This is a genomic window from Nocardia puris (assembly GCF_036051655.1).
Lineage (GTDB): Bacteria > Actinomycetota > Actinomycetes > Mycobacteriales > Mycobacteriaceae > Nocardia > Nocardia puris.
The window spans coordinates 6,820,581-6,836,284 of the sequence record NZ_CP107943.1 but is presented as its reverse complement, the minus strand read 5'-3'; the positions used below and the strand labels follow the sequence as shown (position 1 = coordinate 6,836,284).

At 68.9% G+C, this 15,704-nt stretch carries 15 protein-coding genes; 1 reads left to right on the top strand and 14 read right to left on the bottom strand.

Features of this window, described 5'->3' with window-relative positions; translation table 11 throughout:
• Positions 1 to 7 precede the first annotated feature (7 nt).
• The 11 genes from OHB21_RS31760 to OHB21_RS31710 form a co-directional block, all read right to left on the bottom strand.
• The gene (locus tag OHB21_RS31760) at positions 8 to 1,045 is read right to left on the bottom strand and encodes an alpha/beta hydrolase (RefSeq protein WP_195126424.1); all 1,038 of its coding nucleotides are present in this window, start codon (positions 1,043 to 1,045) and stop codon (positions 8 to 10) included.
• Entirely contained in the window at positions 1,042 to 2,571 is a 1,530-nt protein-coding gene (locus tag OHB21_RS31755; RefSeq protein ID WP_195124417.1) for a flavin-containing monooxygenase, read from the bottom strand. Before OHB21_RS31755 ends, OHB21_RS31760 begins: the two co-directional genes overlap by 4 nt.
• The gene (locus tag OHB21_RS31750) at positions 2,568 to 4,085 is read right to left on the bottom strand and encodes a flavin-containing monooxygenase (RefSeq protein WP_195124416.1); all 1,518 of its coding nucleotides are present in this window, start codon (positions 4,083 to 4,085) and stop codon (positions 2,568 to 2,570) included. The genes OHB21_RS31755 and OHB21_RS31750 overlap by 4 nt, the downstream gene beginning before the upstream one ends.
• Positions 4,086 to 4,096: 11 nt before the next feature.
• A complete protein-coding gene (locus OHB21_RS31745; protein WP_195124415.1) occupies positions 4,097 to 4,960 on the bottom strand; it encodes an SDR family NAD(P)-dependent oxidoreductase in 864 nt (287 codons plus the stop codon).
• The gene (locus OHB21_RS31740) at positions 4,957 to 5,814 is read right to left on the bottom strand and encodes an SDR family NAD(P)-dependent oxidoreductase (RefSeq protein WP_195124414.1); all 858 of its coding nucleotides are present in this window, start codon (positions 5,812 to 5,814) and stop codon (positions 4,957 to 4,959) included. Before OHB21_RS31740 ends, OHB21_RS31745 begins: the two co-directional genes overlap by 4 nt.
• Positions 5,815 to 5,975: 161 nt before the next feature.
• Positions 5,976 to 6,596 (bottom strand): TetR/AcrR family transcriptional regulator, encoded by a 621-nt coding sequence (locus tag OHB21_RS31735; protein ID WP_195124413.1) that lies wholly within the window; start codon positions 6,594 to 6,596, stop codon positions 5,976 to 5,978.
• 792 nt (positions 6,597 to 7,388) lie between these two features.
• Positions 7,389 to 7,856, bottom strand: coding sequence for a hypothetical protein (locus OHB21_RS31730; RefSeq protein WP_195124412.1), 468 nt, complete (start codon positions 7,854 to 7,856; stop codon positions 7,389 to 7,391).
• A 1,028-nt stretch (positions 7,857 to 8,884) separates the two neighbouring features.
• Entirely contained in the window at positions 8,885 to 9,829 is a 945-nt protein-coding gene (locus OHB21_RS31725) for an alpha/beta fold hydrolase (RefSeq protein ID WP_195124411.1), read from the bottom strand.
• Between the two features lie 398 nt (positions 9,830 to 10,227).
• Positions 10,228 to 10,818: a hypothetical protein gene (locus OHB21_RS31720; protein ID WP_147265708.1), complete on the bottom strand. Its 591-nt coding sequence runs from the start codon at positions 10,816 to 10,818 to the stop codon at positions 10,228 to 10,230.
• Positions 10,819 to 11,270: 452 nt separating this feature from the next.
• Positions 11,271 to 11,813 (bottom strand): Rossmann-fold NAD(P)-binding domain-containing protein, encoded by a 543-nt coding sequence (locus tag OHB21_RS31715; RefSeq protein WP_228788468.1) that lies wholly within the window; start codon positions 11,811 to 11,813, stop codon positions 11,271 to 11,273.
• Positions 11,814 to 11,876: 63 nt separating this feature from the next.
• Positions 11,877 to 12,464, bottom strand: a complete 588-nt coding sequence (locus OHB21_RS31710; RefSeq protein WP_228788467.1) for an FAD-dependent oxidoreductase — start codon at positions 12,462 to 12,464, stop codon at positions 11,877 to 11,879.
• 106 nt (positions 12,465 to 12,570) lie between these two features.
• Here OHB21_RS31710 and OHB21_RS31705 point away from each other — a divergent pair, with 106 nt between their 5' ends.
• The gene (locus OHB21_RS31705; protein WP_067510968.1) at positions 12,571 to 13,200 is read left to right on the top strand and encodes a TetR family transcriptional regulator; all 630 of its coding nucleotides are present in this window, start codon (positions 12,571 to 12,573) and stop codon (positions 13,198 to 13,200) included.
• A gap of 40 nt (positions 13,201 to 13,240) precedes the next feature.
• On the opposite strand, the gene OHB21_RS31700 is transcribed toward OHB21_RS31705, so the two are convergent.
• From OHB21_RS31700 to OHB21_RS31690, 3 genes are all read right to left on the bottom strand, one after another.
• Positions 13,241 to 13,465 (bottom strand): hypothetical protein, encoded by a 225-nt coding sequence (locus OHB21_RS31700; protein ID WP_067510969.1) that lies wholly within the window; start codon positions 13,463 to 13,465, stop codon positions 13,241 to 13,243.
• Positions 13,466 to 13,721: 256 nt separating this feature from the next.
• Positions 13,722 to 14,402, bottom strand: a complete 681-nt coding sequence (locus OHB21_RS31695) for an HAD family hydrolase (RefSeq protein ID WP_195124410.1) — start codon at positions 14,400 to 14,402, stop codon at positions 13,722 to 13,724.
• Positions 14,399 to 15,694, bottom strand: coding sequence for a glycosyltransferase (locus OHB21_RS31690; RefSeq protein WP_195124409.1), 1,296 nt, complete (start codon positions 15,692 to 15,694; stop codon positions 14,399 to 14,401). The genes OHB21_RS31695 and OHB21_RS31690 overlap by 4 nt, the downstream gene beginning before the upstream one ends.
• Positions 15,695 to 15,704 lie beyond the last annotated feature (10 nt).

The following is a 15,704-nucleotide window of genomic DNA, read 5'->3' as shown; positions in this document are numbered from 1 at the left end:
GCCGGAGTTACGCATCTGTCCCCGTGCGAAGCTCGGTGGCGTGCGCGGAGGCGACGACTGCGCGGTGGAAGTCGGCCATGTGCCCGAGGGCGGCGCGGGCGTCGGGCAGGAGGTCGGCGGCCGCCTGGAAGACGTGAACGGCCTTGTCCCAGATCTGGATCGTGCACGCGACCCCGGCCTCGGCGTAGCGCCGCGCCAGCTGTTCGGTGTCGGCGAGCAGCACTTCCTGGGCGCCGACCTGGATGAAGGTCGGTGGCATACCGGTGAAGTCGTGATTCACCGGTGACCACGCCGGGTCGATCCGGCCGTCGCGCGCGAACCCTGTCGAGACCGGGACGGAGAGCGAATAGGCCGACAGCAGCGCGTCTTTCGCGTTATTGGGATGAGCGCGGCGGCGAGCGGAGTCGAGATTCGCCAGCGGTGCGATCGTCGCGATGCCCGCGGGCAGGGGCAACCCGCGCTCGCGCGCGGCGAGGACGGCCAGGTAGGCCACGCCGCCGCCCGCGGAATCGCCCGCCACGACGATCCGGTCCGCCGCGCATCCCCGGTCGAGCAGGTGCCGGTAGGCGGTGAGGGCGTCGTCGACGGTGTCGGTGAGGTGAGCGCGCGGCAACTGCCGGTAGGCCACGTTCAGCAGCGGCATCCCGCTGGCCGCGGCGAGGCGTGCCACCATCCGCCGGTGGCTGTGCAGGCCGCCGGTGACGAAGCCGCCGCCGTGGAAGTAGAGGATCACCCCGTCCTCGATGTGCTCGGGACCGGGAATGTCCTGGTGCCACAGCCATTCCGCGCGGCAGTTCGGAAACCGGTGCGCACGGACACGGGTGCCGCGCGGTGGCCGCAGCGGCCGGACCGCCGACTCGGCGGCGTTGGCGATCCGGAACGCGGGCGCACCCGCCAGCGGTCCCCGCTCGGCCACCGTGGCGGCCGTGTCGACCAGGGGGCGCAGGGTGGCCCGCGCGACGGCGTGGGAGAGCCGGGCGGTGAGGCCCGCGCGATTGACCAGTTCGACGGAACCGCCGCGAGGCACGGCGACGAGGGTCGTCACGACGAAACCCCCACCGGCGCATAGGAGTAGTCGTCGAGCGGGAACTTGCGATTGCCGCGACGGGCCTCGAAGAAGCCGGACGGGCGCACGTAGGTGCTGTCGCCCTGGGAGTTCCGGTAGTAGGTCGGCACGTGGCCGTTGAGCTCGGCGAGGTAGTAGCGCAGCGAGCGGCCCCGCTCGTAGACCTTGCGGTGGTAGGCCTCGGCGGCCTCCTTGCGGATCTCGCAGACCTGCGCGCCGCGTCGGCGGGTCTCGGTGATGGCGCGTACGGCGTGGTCGGCGGTCATCTCGACGAAGGCATGCCAGCCGGATCCGGTCCACGAATACGGTCCGCACAGTGTCCACCGGTTCGGCAGGCCGTGCACCGACACGCTCTCGTAGGCCTGCAACCCTTCGGCGTTGTAGAACTTCGCGAGGTCGAAACCGTTGCGGCCCACCACCGTTCCCGGACGGTAGGTCTGCGGGTCGGAGAACACCTCGTACCCGGTGGCCAGGATGAGCACGTCGAAGTCGTGCCGCTCACCGTCGCGGGTGCGCACGCCCGCCGGGGTGATCTCCGCGATCGGCGTGGTCACCAGCGACACGTTGTCGCGGTTGTAGGCCCGCAGATAGGAATTCGACATGGTCGGCCGTTTGGCGAGCAACCCGAAATCCGGTGTCAGCCGCTCCCGCGTCGCCGGATCGTCGACCACCCGGCCCAGGTACCGGCGATAGGCGGCGACGCAGGCCGAGTCGAAGGTGCGCATCGCCGAGCGCACGGCGCGGTCGGGTCCCTTGACGACGCCGCGCAGCACCAGGTCGATCGCCACCAGCGCAGCCCCGTGCAGGGCGGCCTGCACGCCGGGGACGGCGAGCACCTTCTGCGCGGCGGGTGGCACGGGGAAATCCGGTTTGGGAATCGACCACACGGGCGTGCGCTGGAAGACCGTGAGCGACCCGGCTTCGGGCGCGATGGCCGGAATGATCTGCACCGCACTGGCTCCGGTGCCGATGATGCCGACCCGCTTGCCGCGCATATCGTAGTCGTGGTCCCAGTCGCTGGGCCGCTGGATCTTGCCCGCGAACGACGCGGCCCCGGCGATGCCCACTTCCTCCTTGGGCCGCACGAACGCGCCGACCGCGCTGACCACGAAGCGCGCGGTGACCGTGGCGCCGTCGCCGGTGTGCAGCGTCCAGTGGCCACCGTCCTCGTCCCACTCCTCGCGTTCGACGTTCGTGCCGAAGCGCACGCGCCGGTAGAGGTCGAAACGGCGCGCGACCTCAGCGTGATACCGCTTGACCTCCGCGCCGTGCGGAAACACCCTGCTCCAGTTGGCGTTTCGCGCGAACGAGTACTGGTACGCCACGGCCGGAATATCGACACCCAGTCCCGGGTAATGGTTCTCGTGCCAGCTACCGCCCACGTCGTCGGCGCGTTCGAGAAGGACGAAGTTCTCGAGGCCCGCCGCGCGGAGTTTCACGCCCGCGGCGATGCCGCCGGGCCCGGCGCCGATGACGGCGACGTCGTACCGGGGTGCGGTGGTCATGCGCTCTCGCCTTCGAGGAGGGCCGTCGACCGGGTGAACCGGTAGTCCGACAGCGGGAAATGACTGTTGGTCCAGCGCATCTCGGCGCCGCTGGAGGGGCGGAAGGCCGCCGCGTCGCCTTGATGGTTGAGGTAGTAGGTGTTCGAGCCGTGACAGGCGGGGGTCAGCAGGGGACCGCGCGTGACGCGCCGCTGCATGTCCTGGAAGTAGCGGTCGTGGGGTTCCTGCCGGATCTCCACGCGGGTCGCGCCGCGCCGCCGCGCCTCGGTGATCACCCGGATCATGTGCTTACCGGTGGCTTCGATGAGCACCAGGTAGGAGCCGGGGGCGTAGGCGTAGGGCCCGATCACCAGGAAGGCGTTCGGAAACTTGGGCACCGAGACGCCCTGATACGCCTGGTAGCGGTGGCGCTCCCAGTATTCGTTCAGATCCAGGCCGTCGCGGCCCAGGGCCGGGAACGGCGGGGTGGCACCCTTGGCCATCACCTTGAATCCGGTGGCGCACACCAGGATATCCAGCTCGTGGGCGGCGCCGTCGCGGGTGTGCACCGCCTCGGGGGTGACCTTCTCGATCGGATCGGTCACCAGATGGACGTGCGGCAAGTTGTAGGTCTTGAAGTAGGTGTTGTGCAGCGACGGGCGTTTGCACCCGAGCAGGTACCGGGGCGTGAGTTTCCGGCGCGTCTCGGGATCGTCGACCTGCGTGCGCATCCAGAGTTTCAGCGCCGCTTCCGCGCCGCGGATCAGCGGCATCATCGCCCGCCCGTGCACCATGCCCGCCCCGACGCCGATCTCGACGCCGACCATGCCCACACCGCGCAGCGGCGCGCGCAGCAGTGGGTTGCCGAGCACCCTCTTCGTGAGCGGCCCGGCCCGCCAATCGGGCTTGGGCGCCACCCAGATCGGTGTCCGCTGGAAGACGGTGAGGTCGGCGGCGACCTCGGCCGCCTCCGGAATCAGTTGCAGCGCACTGGCTCCGGTGCCGATCACGCCGACGCGTGTGCCGCGCAGGTCCACGCTGTGATCCCAGTCGGCGGTGTGCAGCACGGTGCCGCCGAAGCTCTCGATGCCCGGAATGCCGGGCAGGTTCGGCACTTCCAGCCCGCCGACGCCGGCGACGAGGAACCGCCCGGTGACCTCGCCCGCGTCGGTGCGCACGTGCCAGGTGTCGGTGGCTTCGTCGAAGCGGGCGCCGGTCACCGTGGTGTTCAGGCGCAGTTTCGGGCGCAGCCCGAAGGTGTCGACGACGTCCTCGGCGTAGGCCTGGATCTCCCGACCCGGCGCGAAAAGCCGTGACCAGTCGCCCTTTTGGTGATAGCTGAACTGGTAGAGGAATGACGGGATGTCGACGGCGACGCCGGGATAGTGGTTGGCGTTCCAGGTGCCGCCGACCTTGTCCCATTTGTCGAGGATGACGAAGTTCTCGATGCCGGCCTTGCGCAGTTGCACGCCGGCGTTGATCCCGCCGAAGCCCGCGCCGATGACCACGACCTCGTAGTCGGGGGTGGATGTCATGCGTGCTCTCCTCACCGTCCCGCGACCCGAGCCAGGACCGGCCGGGCGAGGGGGATCAGCGCTTCGAGGCGCTCGAACGAGACCCGGCTGAGTACCTCGCGGGTGAGCGCGGGGGACAGGCGGAACAGGGCGTAGGTCGCCCACGCCTCCGGATTGACCGGCACCACGGCCCAGTTGTGGCGCACCGAGCGCTCGATGACCCGGGCGACCTTCTCCGGTGTGCCGAACGCGAATTCCTGCATCCCGCCCGCGGATGAGCGCCACTGTTCGGCCTCCTGCGCATTCAGGCCCGCGCGCTGCCCGTTGGCGAGCAGTTCGGTGCGGATCGCGCCGGGCAGGATGGCGGTGACGCCGATGCCGTGCCCGCGCAACTCGATGCGCAGCGACTGGCTGGCCATCAGCACCGCCGATTTCGCCACGCCGTAGGCGGGTTCCAGCGGGGAGGGGAAGCAGGCCGCCATCGAGGACAGATTGACGATGTGTCCGCGGACCCCGTGATCGATCATCTGCCGCGCGAACACCTTCGCGCCGTACACCACGCTCATCAGGTCGATATCGATCTCGCGCTGCCACTGCGCGGCGCTCATCTCCACGAACCCGCCCAGGTCCATGACGCCGGCGTTATTGATCAGGATGTGGGCGGGCCCGAACTCGTCCAGCACCCACGCGCCGAACTCGTGCCACTGCTCGTCGTCGGCGACGTCCAGTCGGCGGGCCGCCGCCTGTCCACCGTCCGCGACGATCTCCGCGGCCGCGTTCCGGGCGGCGGCCTCGTCGATATCGGCGAGGATCACGCGATCTCCCTTGTGCGCGAACAGCTTCGCGGTCGCCCGCCCGATGCCCGCACCGCCGCCGGTGACGATCACGGTTCTCATCGCGCGCCTCCCAGCACCGTGCCGACGCGTTCGGTGGCCGCGTCGACGAACGACATCGAGAACAGGCCGGTGAGGCCGCGCATCAGCGACGGCGACAGCCGGTAGAGGTACCACCCGGCCCACGCTTCGGCGCCGACGGGCACGGTCGAGAGGTTCCAGCGCACGGCGCGCTCGACGGCCGCCGCCACGGTGTCGGGGCTGCGCCCGACGTAGCGGTGCAGGCCGCCGAGGCGGGCCGCCCACGCCGCGCTCGCCCGCTCGTCGGCGCCGCCGCGAGTTCCGTTGGCGGCCAGGTTGGTTCGGATGAGCCCGGGGCAGATCGCGCTGACTCCGATGCCCCGGCCGCCGAATTCGGCGCGCAACGCCTGGGTGCCGAACCACGCGCCCGCCTTCGCGGTGACGTAGGAGGGGGCGAGCTCGGCGGGCAGGAACGCCCCGACCGAGCAGATGTTGACGATGTGCCCGCGCACGCCGGCCTCGGTCATCCGCTGCACGAACACGCGCGAGCCCAGCAGCGGGCCCATCATGTTGATCGCGATCATCCGGCGCCAGTCCGCGGTGGTCTGTTCGAGAAAGCCTCCGCCGATGAGGATTCCGGCGTTATTGACCACTACATCGGGCACGCCGTGTGTCGCGCAGACCCATTCGGCGAAGCGCTCCCAGTCGTCCGCGCCGGCCACGTCGAGCCGGCGGAACTCCGCCGCACCGCCCGCGGCGACGATCAGCTCGACCGTCTCCTTGCCGGTGCGCTCTTCGATATCGGCGACGATCACCGTCGCGCCGCGCCGGGCGAATCGGCGGGCGGTCGCCCGCCCGATGCCGCTGCCCGCGCCCGTCACCACTGTCACCGGCATGGTCCGCGCCCCTCGCGTGGTGCGGATGGGGTGTGTGGGTCGGTCATGGTCGACTCCCTTGTCGGTCCGTGGTTCCTGTTATCTCAGACAGTAAGTCACTTCCGATTGCGTTGCAATCTGAAATTTCGGCAGAGTGGTACCGGGCAGGGGAGCAGGGAGTGTCAGTCGGCCGGGGAGATGTCGGCGATCCACATCCGCGCCGCGCGGATCAGCAGATCGCCGACCTGGTCGTCGTCGAGCACGCCGAAGGTGCGGCCCAGCGCGACGCCGGCCGAGGTGGCGAGAATGCCGTTGAGCGCCGTCTCGCGCTGCGCGTCCGAGGTGCCGGGCGGGAACGCCCCGGACACCATGGCGCCGAACATGTTGCGCCCCATCTCGATGTACCCGCGCGAGACGGCGAGCTGGTCGGGACTCTTCTGCGCCGCCAAGGCGTACTCCGCGGCCAGCGTGACCAGGCTCTCGTCGCGGATCAAGTCCTTCCACCAGGTGATCAGCGGCGCGAGCTGCTGGTTCGACAGGTCGCCCACTTCGGCGACCTTGCCGAGGAGTGCGGCGAAGGTCCGCAGGTAGCAGCGCATCAGAACCTCGGCGCAGAGGTTCTCCTTGCTGTCGAAATTCGCGTAGATCGCGCCCTGGGTGCGTCCGGCGGCGGCCGCGATCTTGGCGACGGTGGTGCCGTGCAGGCCGTAGGTGAGGAAGAGGTCCTCGGCCGCGTCCAGCACGTCCTCGCGCGTGCGCTGCTGGGACTCGGCGCGGGTCATCCGCTTGCGCTCGCCTGGCATCGCGCACCTTTCCGGGTCGGCCGTCGTTCGTGTGGGTCGAGTTTAGCCGTCGAGGGTGATCGAAATACTGGTGCAATCCGGATTGCGTCGAAATGGGCGGCGGTGGATCGGAACCCAGGCCAGGGGGTCGGAGCGCTCGTGCTTGTCGTTGCGCGATGAATCGGCCCGATTCGGTGACGGGCCGCTATCTGTCTCAGACTGATATCGCCGGGATGGTTCCGGCACGCCGAGCGCTTCGGATCGGTCGCCGTGGCCGGGATCGTCATGGGCGTGTCGTGGTGGCCACGTGCCCGACGCTTGGAGGATGGACGCATGGCCGGACCCCGACTCGTTCAGTTGGCGGTGTTCGACGGCTTCCAACTGCTCGACCGCAGCACCTCGTACGGGCCGACGAGATCGAGAGCCGTCACCCCGGACAGGTGAGAAATGCGATCTGCATGAAAACCGTCTCCTCGTCCGCTCCTGGCGAGCCGCGAGCTCCACCTCGGCCCGCGACCCCGGTGGGGGCCGCACTATCGATCATCGAGCGCGCAAGGAGATGTCCACTACGACACAGTCATGACGATTCGCGCCCCGAGCAGGCTGTAGAGGAGAGGCCAGGAGCGCAGGTCTCGCTGGGCGGAATCCGGGAGTTCCGTTGGTGCCCTGCGTAATCCGAGCATGAATGAGGCGGCGGTCTTCCGAGCAGGTGAGGGGTGCGATCGCCGTGGCTGCGGCGGATCGGGGCGCTGAATGCCAGGCCGCGGACGACGTCGGCGGTGAGCTCGCCGACGCGGGTCGACGACGGCCCCCTCATCGGTTGCTGTCGATGTCTTCGCGCGCGGTCCTGATGAACTCGAGGCTGAGATCGCTGATCTCATGGACGTCTTCCTGGTCCAGTTTCCGCTCGTACACGACGGAAACCAGAATTTCCGTGGTCTTGGCGCTCAATCGATCTGCTATGTGGATGATGGAATCGGATCCGAACAGATTCACTCTGACGGCAGTTCGCGACATGCTGTGCAGCGCCTGTGTCACTGCATCGAGATTCTCGGAGTCGACGCTCGCGTCGGAACCTCTGTCATCGGTGTGGCCGACGGTAGCCGGGTGCTGGACAGCTGCATCTGCCGCATCGATGAATTCCGTGACCGCGATGACATACTCCACGTAGATCGAGTGGCGTTCTCCGGCGAGGAATTGGGCGCGCGAACGATCGTTCTCGCTGTCGATCTGCCGACTGGCGACGCTGAATGTCGCGAAGGCGGTGACAATCGAACTCACGATGGCGACCAGCGCGGTTGCCCAGACCGCGCCAATAGCGGATCGGCTGCTGATCCGCGCTGCGCGGATCGTCTCGGATCTATTGTCTCTGTGTTGCGCGGGTGTCCGTTTCCAGAATGCCCACCACGGAGACCTGCCAGCATGCAGACGGTACGGAACCTTTGCTCGCCGAGTCGTCCCGGCAGCAGGCCTCGCGCGTGGCCGTAACGAGTTCATCGCCACCGAATTCGAGCTATCCCGATCCGGTAGGTGGACGAGACCCTGGATCGCATCGCCACAACGGGGGAGGTTCGGAACCGGGGAAATTCATACCGGTGGCGCTGCCGATCCTGCGAAGGGCTGTCGGATCGATAACACAGATGATGTCGTCGAGTATCTCGCGCGCCACGCCGATTCCGTGACCTACGGCAGAAGTGACGGGATCGGCCTGGCGTTCGGACACCGAATCCGCCTTCGCCTCGCCGCCTGCGCCGAGTAGCCAGCCTGGTATCACGACAGCAGCGACCATCAGGCCGTGCATGGTTCTCATAGAGGTGGTACCTCACATTCACGATATCCAGGGGTTTGCAGTGCCACGAATGTATCGGTCCGTAAATCGGGTTGCTCCTGATCGGTGGTAATTACTAGCGGGTAGGCATGGTCGACCTTCCGGTAGCTGGGGTCGGCGGCGGGCGGGAGTGGCATCGCCGGCTCCGGAACAATTCGTCCGAGCTGCGGAAAGTCGCCTGCCAGGGGCATCGGAAACCGGCCAGGTGTGCTCGTGACATCGGCATACGACGTTCGCGAATCGTCATCCCGTCTTGACGAGTCGTGCGAGTTTCTGAACGAAGTAGGGATGAAACGCGGCAATTGTGATGAGTTTTCGTTCTGGGTCTCCGGAATGTATGCAACTTTTGGGTGCCCTCGGTGGCAGACAAGCGAGGTAGTCGTAGACGTCCGAGGGCGAACTTTTGAGGTAGGCCGAAGTCGCCTTGGTGCCGCCCCGCGCATCGCGGAACTCTCCCGTGGGCTGCCGTGGTGGTCGGTATTCAGGCCGCCAGGCGCAGGTGACGGCGGGCGGGCCGCGCACCGGTGCGGCCGAGCAGGCGGGCCAGGGCGTCGGCGACGGGCGCCGGTTGTTCGAGGATCACCGAGTGGCCCGCGCCGTGGACGGTGACCAGGTCGGCGTACTCGACGGTGGCCGCCATGGCGACCGAGTGCGAGAGCGGGGTCATGAGATCGGCGGTGCCGCACAGGATCACGGTCGGGATGCGGGAGAGCAGGGGCAGGGCGTCGGTGCGATCGAAATCGGCGAACCCGCTGAGGAAGCTCGCCATCGTGACGATCGGGGTCGCGTTGTGCATCGCCTTGGCCAGCGCGAGGGTGCGGGGGCTCACGGTGCGGTTGCCGAATTCGGCGGTGCGGATGATCGGCGCGAACACCTTGCCCGCCAGCAGTTTCGCGCGCTGCATGGTCTTGGGCGCCCAGCGGACCGCGGTCTGGAAGGCGGCGATCACCGGGCTGCGGAGCAGCCGCCCGAAGCCGGCCTCGGCGAGGCCGTTCGCCGCAGTCGCGATGAGGGCGACACCGGCGATCCGGGCGCCGATCTCGTGGGGGTTGCGCGCGGCGTAGGTGAGGGCGGTCATGCCGCCCATCGAGTGACCGGCCAGGACGACGCGCCCGGTGGGGGCGACGGCGTCGAGCACCGTGCGCAGGTCGTCGGCGAGCTGGTCGAGGTGGTAGGTGCGGCGGGCGGCGGTGGCGGAGTCGCCGTGCCCGCGGTGGTCGTAGCAGACGATCCGCGCGTCACCGCACCGCCGCGCCAGCAGGTCGCGCACGTAGGTCCACGACTCCGAGCGCAGGCAGTGCCCGTGCAGCAGGACGACGGTGACCTCGGCGTCGCGCGGCCCGTACTCCCGCACCGCCAGCTCCGCGCCGTCCATGGCCGTGACCACGGAACGGCGTTCCTGGCTGGTGAGCGTGGTGGTCGGCATCGGTCTCTCCGGTCGCTGGTGGCGTGGTCTCCCACTCTCCGCCCTCGACCGCTCCGGCAGCAGACCCCCGAGTGCTGAGTGTGCTGCTCCGAGGTGGCACGAATCCCCACCCTGGGTGGAGTCGATGCCGTGCCGGGCGGCCCGCGCGCACCCGAACACACCAGCGCCAGGCCTAATTGGTCGGTATCTCGATATCGCCGGGCCGAGCTGTGCTCCACCGCTGCCGGCTGCTCGGTGTCGGCCGACTCGGTGCGGCGGCTGACGATCCGGGAGCGCGACAGTGGCGTCGCGCTCCCGAATCAGGAACGGGCGGCGCGTTCGATGCGGCGATGGCCGAGCCGGGATGGCCTGGCTCGACCACGGCCGCCGACGTTCTCGTGAACCGTGTGTGCGTAATCCTAGTTGGCGCAACCGATCGCGACGCCGTCGGCGCGCGGGACGCCGAGACGGTTCACGCAGTCCATGCCGAGGCCGATCTCTAGCAGGCGCCAGCCCTCCTCGGTGTACTTGAACAGGTACATCTCGGGGTGCAGCACGCCCTCGGGGTAGGTCATCGCGGTGGCGAAGTTGCCGCTGCACCGCGCGTCCTGGAGGTCGGCCATGTGCACGTCCGGCGATCCCGTCATCCGCAACGTGGTGATCAGGTATTCCCTGGTCACCACGTCGCACGGGGCGGACTGCGGCGGTGCGGTCGAAGGTGCGGGCGCCGGGTTTTCGGGGGCCGGTGCGGGTGCCGGGTTTCCGGGGGCGGGCGCGGGTGCCGGGTTTCCGGGGGCGGGCGCGGGCGGGTTGCCCGCCGGGGCCGGGGTGTCACCGGCGGGAGCGGGAGCTTGCTCGGCGGGCGTGGGGGTCGCGCTCGCGGGCGCGGTGGTCGAGGCGGAGACGGTACTGGACGCCGATGCTCCGGCATCGGCAGCGTCTTCGCCACCACATGCCGTCAGGGCCATCGCGATCGCGGCGGCGGCCGCGAGTAGAGCAGGTCGTTTCACTGTGTCTCCCGAGTGAGGCCGCGCTGGGCGGCTGCTGTCAGATAGTTCGGTCCGCTGATGCCGACCGAAGGGCCGTCACGGCACAGCTCCGCCCCGAGTCGTATTCTCGAAAAGGCAAGGGAAAGAGCGTCATCCGACCGGCAAATGGGTGCGGATGGCCGAAATGGGATTGCGACGACACCTACTGTGTCGTGATCAGAATTTCGCCTACGCCGCGCCGGGCTGGAAGTGCGCGGCTTTCGGAGCGGCGGACATCATCATCGCACCGCCCGGCACGGCTCCCGCGCCGGGGCAGCGACGGATCGAATCATCCGAAATCCGTTTCTCTCGAGTTGTTTTCGGTCACCGTTGTGACTCACCGACTGAATCGATCATCGCGAACCGCGCGTTACACAGTTTCGCCACCGTGTTCGAACGCGCTGGTCGAAGGGCTGGCCGGGTGCGTACCCGGCTCAGGCGCGTGCGGCGCGGGCGATCGACCGCCGGGCCAGCTGGCGCAGTCCGGGCAGGGTCATGGCGCGGATGGCGGCGTGCTGGGCCCACACGTGGGCGCGAGTCGGCGGTGTGTACTGGACCATGCCTTTGCGCGCCTGCGCTTGTCGCGTCCGAACGTCGGGCCTGCGCCGGGATTCCCACTCGGACAGGGCCGACGGGATGTCGCCGGGGTGGTTGTCGAGGGCGTCACCGAGTGTGGTGGCCCCGGTGAGCGCGAGGGCGGCGCCGTGACCCGCGAACAGGGAGACGCACCAGGCGGAATCCCCGAGCAGCGTCACGCGTCCGTCGTGCCACGCGGACATCTTGATCTGGCTGACCGAGTCGAAGTAGACCTCGGCGGAACTCGCCGAAAGCTGAGACAGGACTGCGGGTATCGCTCCGCCGAGATCGCCGAACGCCTCCGTGAGCGCTCGGTGCGGGCCCCGCGCCAGGTGCGCGGCCGCGTCGGCGGTGCGGTAGGTGAAGAACGCGCACGAACGCCCCGGCCCCAGGTTGATCACCGCGGCGGTGCGGCCGGGCCCGATGAAAGTCGTTCCGGCGCAGTCGGGTAGATCCTCCGGGACTTAGCTGAGCGGAAAGGCCGCCACCACGCAGCCGAGGTCGACCAGGTGTTCGGCTTCCGGTCCGAAGACGAGTTCGCTTACGCCCGAATGCAATCCGTCGGCGCCGACGAGGAGGTCCGCTTCCTCGTGGGAGCCGTCGCTGAACGTGACGTGCACGCGATCGTCGTCCTGCGTCACGCCCGTGACGGTGGTCGCGAACCGGACCTCGACGTCGTCGCGCACCGCCTCGAACAGCGTGGCCTCGAGATCGCCGCGGAACACGGTGAGCGCGCGTTCGCCGAGCGCGGCGTGCGCGAGTTCGGTCGGAACTGTGAGCTTATGGGTCCCCTCGGCGTCGACCAGGATCGACGTGAACGGCCCCAGATCGTGGCGGCGCAACGCCTCGGCGATGCCCAGCTGTTCGGCCGCCTCGTAACCGGCTCCGAGCAGGTTCACCATGTATCCACTGCTGCGCCGGGCCGGTGCCCGCTCCACGATGAGCGGGTGCCACCCGCTGCGATGCAGCCGCAGCGCGGTGGCCAGTCCCGCGATGCCGGCACCGGCGATGATCACGCGCCGGGTCGAGTTGTCGGGCCGTGTGTTCGTCATCGTGAGGTCTCCCATCGCCCTTGGTTTGAGCGTTTGCTCAAACCAAGTATGAACATACGCTCAAACCGGTCGTAAGCGGGACGGCCCGTGGCTCTACACTCGGGGGATGCCCAGAGGTGTCGCGATTCCAGAGGTCAGGCAGCAGCTGTTCGCCGCCGCCGAGTCGGTGATCCTGCGCGACGGGGTGGCGAGGCTGCGCGGCCGGGCGGTCACCGACGAAGCGGGCGTCGCGACCGGCCTGCTGTACGCCCACTTCGCCGATTTCGACGACTTCGTGTACGGCTATGCCGTCGACCGGCAGTTCCAGCTCTCGGCCGGGGCGGCCGCGCTGCGCGAGCGCGTCGGAGCGGCGACTGTCGTCGAAAACCTCTGTGCGGCAGTCGAAGAACAACCACCGGTCGCTGTGATCGCGCTGACCCGCCTGCTCGCCGCGCGCCCCGACGTGGGCCGGCGCATCGAGGAAATTCTGGGGGAGCGGACGGCGGGGTTCGATGCCCTCGAAGACGCGGTCGCCGCCTACCTGGCCGCCGAGCGGGACCTGGGCCGCCTCGCCGCGACCGCCGACCCCGGCGTGCTCGCGTTCACGGTGGTCGCCGTCGTCCACCGGCTGGTCCTGAACGCCGACGATCCGCCCGCGATCGGTCCGGAGTTGCGTCGGCAGCTGACCCATCTCCTGCGCGGATTCGCCTCGGCGGGGACACCTTCCGAGGCGGATGTCCAGGACCGGGTCATCTAGGCCGGTAGCCGATCGCGTGGAACGGCTAGGAGATGGACAGTCAGTCCGCGACCGCCGAGTACACGGGTCCATCGAGTTCGGTCCTGTCCGCGCGGACCCAGGAGCTCACCTCGGCGTCGTACTCATCGCTGGCGGAAGGATAGATGTAGACGCACCCGATCACGTCCCCACCGACGATCTCGAGGACGGTATAGGTGAATCCGCGGCGCTCGACGAAGTGGGTCGCGTGACGCTGCAAGTCGGCGAGGTTTCGTTCCAGCCTCATCCCGTCCACCGGCGGCCAACTGCCGTCAGGGAAACCCGGCGTCGCCCGGGTTCTTGGGCGAGGTCTACCGCCGACGCCTGGAGGGGGCCTGGGTGAACGTGCCCGGCTTCGCCCGGGACGGCGCAGCGATCTGGCCGGTCGCATGGTCCCTCGCTGGAGAATGTCAGCGTTGACGAATCGGCACTGACAATTTCGTGTCTTCGTGCAGAGCCTGCACAACGGGGCCAGAGGGCTTCGGGGCGCTGAATCCGCGAGGTCAGACGCCAGCCAGTTCGGGCAGGAGGTGGGCGATGTCGGCGCGGAGTTGGCCGGGTTCGGTGAAGTGGTAGGCCGATCCGCCCCATTCGCGGAAGATCTGGCAGGTGTCGGCGCAGTCGTCGATGAGGACGGCGTCGGCGGGGGTCAGCCCGTAGCGGTCCAGAGTCGGGCCGAAGAACCGGTCCGGGGACTCCTTTTTCAGCGATCCGACTGAGGAGGAAACGATCAGCTCGTCGATGCGCAGCTCACCGGTTAGGACGCGGGGTGCGGCGTGGACGAAGCATTCCATGTTGTCGGAGGCGACTGCGAGGAAGGCCCGGTCGCGTAGGGCTCGGACGATGTCGGCCATGTCGGGGTTGATCTTGGCGTTGCGGCAGTCGCGCAGCAACTCTCGCAGCAGGTAGTCGTTGCTGTAGCCGCGGGGCAGGGTCAGGTTCAGGGTGTCGATGACTTGTTCGTCGGTGACCTGCCCGCGCATCCAGGAGCCGACGAATTCCTTGCGGCCCCGGAACAGGTCTTCCAGCGCGGCGTTGAGCGGGCCAGCGAGGGGGTGGCGTTGGTTGCCGAGGATCGAGTCCCAGAACTGGGCCGTGGACAGGGTGTTGTACCAGTCGAAGAAGACGAAGGTGCCGAAGATCGGCAGCACGCACTGCACTGGGGCATCGACACGGTTGGTCATTCGGTCTCCCGGGTCCGAGGCTGGATCGGTGCGTGGCCGCGAGCGACGTCGCGGGCGAGCAGCGCTGCTCCGCGCAGTCCACCGGCCCAGCAGCTCACCGCAGCGACTGGGTAGTAGAGGATCGCCCGGGTGATGTGCCTGCGCCGGGGCCGGTAGGCGCTGGGGAAGTCGAGCCGGCGCAGGCCGAGGAGCATCGCGATGAGCGGCCCGTAGAGCGCGAGGAGCCATCCGAGGATGGCCATGACCCGCTGGCGAGGTGAGGCCACGATCAAGGTGATCGCCTGGGCGGGCACGGCCAGCGCCCATTTGACGCCGCCGTAGGTGCCTTGGGCGGCGATGAGGTGGCCGCGGCGGGTGCGCGGGTATTCGCTGCTGCACAGCGGTCCGCGGATCCAGGTCGAGCGCTGCCGCTGCACTTCCCGGACCGAGGAGGGCGCGTCACCGCATTCCAGGGTGGAGAACGGGTGGATGTGCAGGCCGGCTTCGCGGATCGCGACGCCGAGGGCGGCGTCCTCGAGACCGTGGCGCGGGCTTGGCAGCCCGCCGAGGCGCCGATAGGTGGCAGTCGCGATGAGCAGGCCGTGCCCGACGGTGTGCTGGTACCAGATCGACCGCAGCCAACCCGGCAGACAGTGCAGGTGCCCGGCCCCGGCGAGGTAGCGGAAGATCTCGTGCTCGAAGCTCCACCGCGATTGGTAGAATGCTTCGGCGGTCGCGACCGGCCCGAGGTCGTCGAGGTTGCCGAAGAACACACTGGACTGCTGCGCCACCGCAACGGTGGCGGCGAGTTCGACGATCTCGGCGCAGCCGTGGGGCGAGAGCCGGGAATCGATGTTGGCGACGTAGAGGTGGTCCGGCGGCGCGGGACGGGTGGTCAGCAGGTCCAGGGCCCAGCCGAGCTGTTCACCGTAGGTGCGGTTCACGCGCGGGTAGTGCAGCAGTTCCGCGCGACCGGCGACAGTGGCGCGGCGAAAGCTCGCGGCGGCTGTGACCGCGTCCCAGCTGTGCGGTCCTTCGGGGCGTTCGTGGCGTTCGCGGTCGGTGGTGAGGACGCACAACCGAAGTTCGGGGTGGTCGGCGAGGAGTTTGCACCAGTGGTCCACGCACTCGGCGGCGCGGTCGGCTTCGTGGAGCATCGGCACGACGACCACGATATCGCTGCCCGCCGCGACCCGCCCGGGCTCGGATCGGACAGATTCGCGCTGGTCGGCGAGCCGCCGCAACCCGCGGACGGCAGCGTGTGCGCACCAGGTGCTCCACACCCCGTTGACCAGCATCACCGCGGCGCTCACCCATCGGACC

Excerpts from the sequence above, each read along its gene's own strand:
- OHB21_RS31755 (WP_195124417.1), bottom strand. The coding sequence starts at position 2,571 with ATGACCACCGCACCCCGGTACGACGTCGCCGTCATCGGCGCCGGGCCC.
- OHB21_RS31750 (WP_195124416.1), bottom strand. The coding sequence starts at position 4,085 with ATGACATCCACCCCCGACTACGAGGTCGTGGTCATCGGCGCGGGCTTC.
- OHB21_RS31745 (WP_195124415.1), bottom strand. The coding sequence starts at position 4,960 with ATGAGAACCGTGATCGTCACCGGCGGCGGTGCGGGCATCGGGCGGGCG.
- OHB21_RS31740 (WP_195124414.1), bottom strand. The coding sequence starts at position 5,814 with ATGCCGGTGACAGTGGTGACGGGCGCGGGCAGCGGCATCGGGCGGGCG.
- OHB21_RS31735 (WP_195124413.1), bottom strand. The coding sequence starts at position 6,596 with ATGCCAGGCGAGCGCAAGCGGATGACCCGCGCCGAGTCCCAGCAGCGC.
- OHB21_RS31725 (WP_195124411.1), bottom strand. The coding sequence starts at position 9,829 with ATGCCGACCACCACGCTCACCAGCCAGGAACGCCGTTCCGTGGTCACG.
- OHB21_RS31710 (WP_228788467.1), bottom strand. The coding sequence starts at position 12,464 with ATGACGAACACACGGCCCGACAACTCGACCCGGCGCGTGATCATCGCC.
- OHB21_RS31705 (WP_067510968.1), top strand. The coding sequence starts at position 12,571 with ATGCCCAGAGGTGTCGCGATTCCAGAGGTCAGGCAGCAGCTGTTCGCC.
- OHB21_RS31700 (WP_067510969.1), bottom strand. The coding sequence starts at position 13,465 with ATGAGGCTGGAACGAAACCTCGCCGACTTGCAGCGTCACGCGACCCAC.
- OHB21_RS31695 (WP_195124410.1), bottom strand. The coding sequence starts at position 14,402 with ATGACCAACCGTGTCGATGCCCCAGTGCAGTGCGTGCTGCCGATCTTC.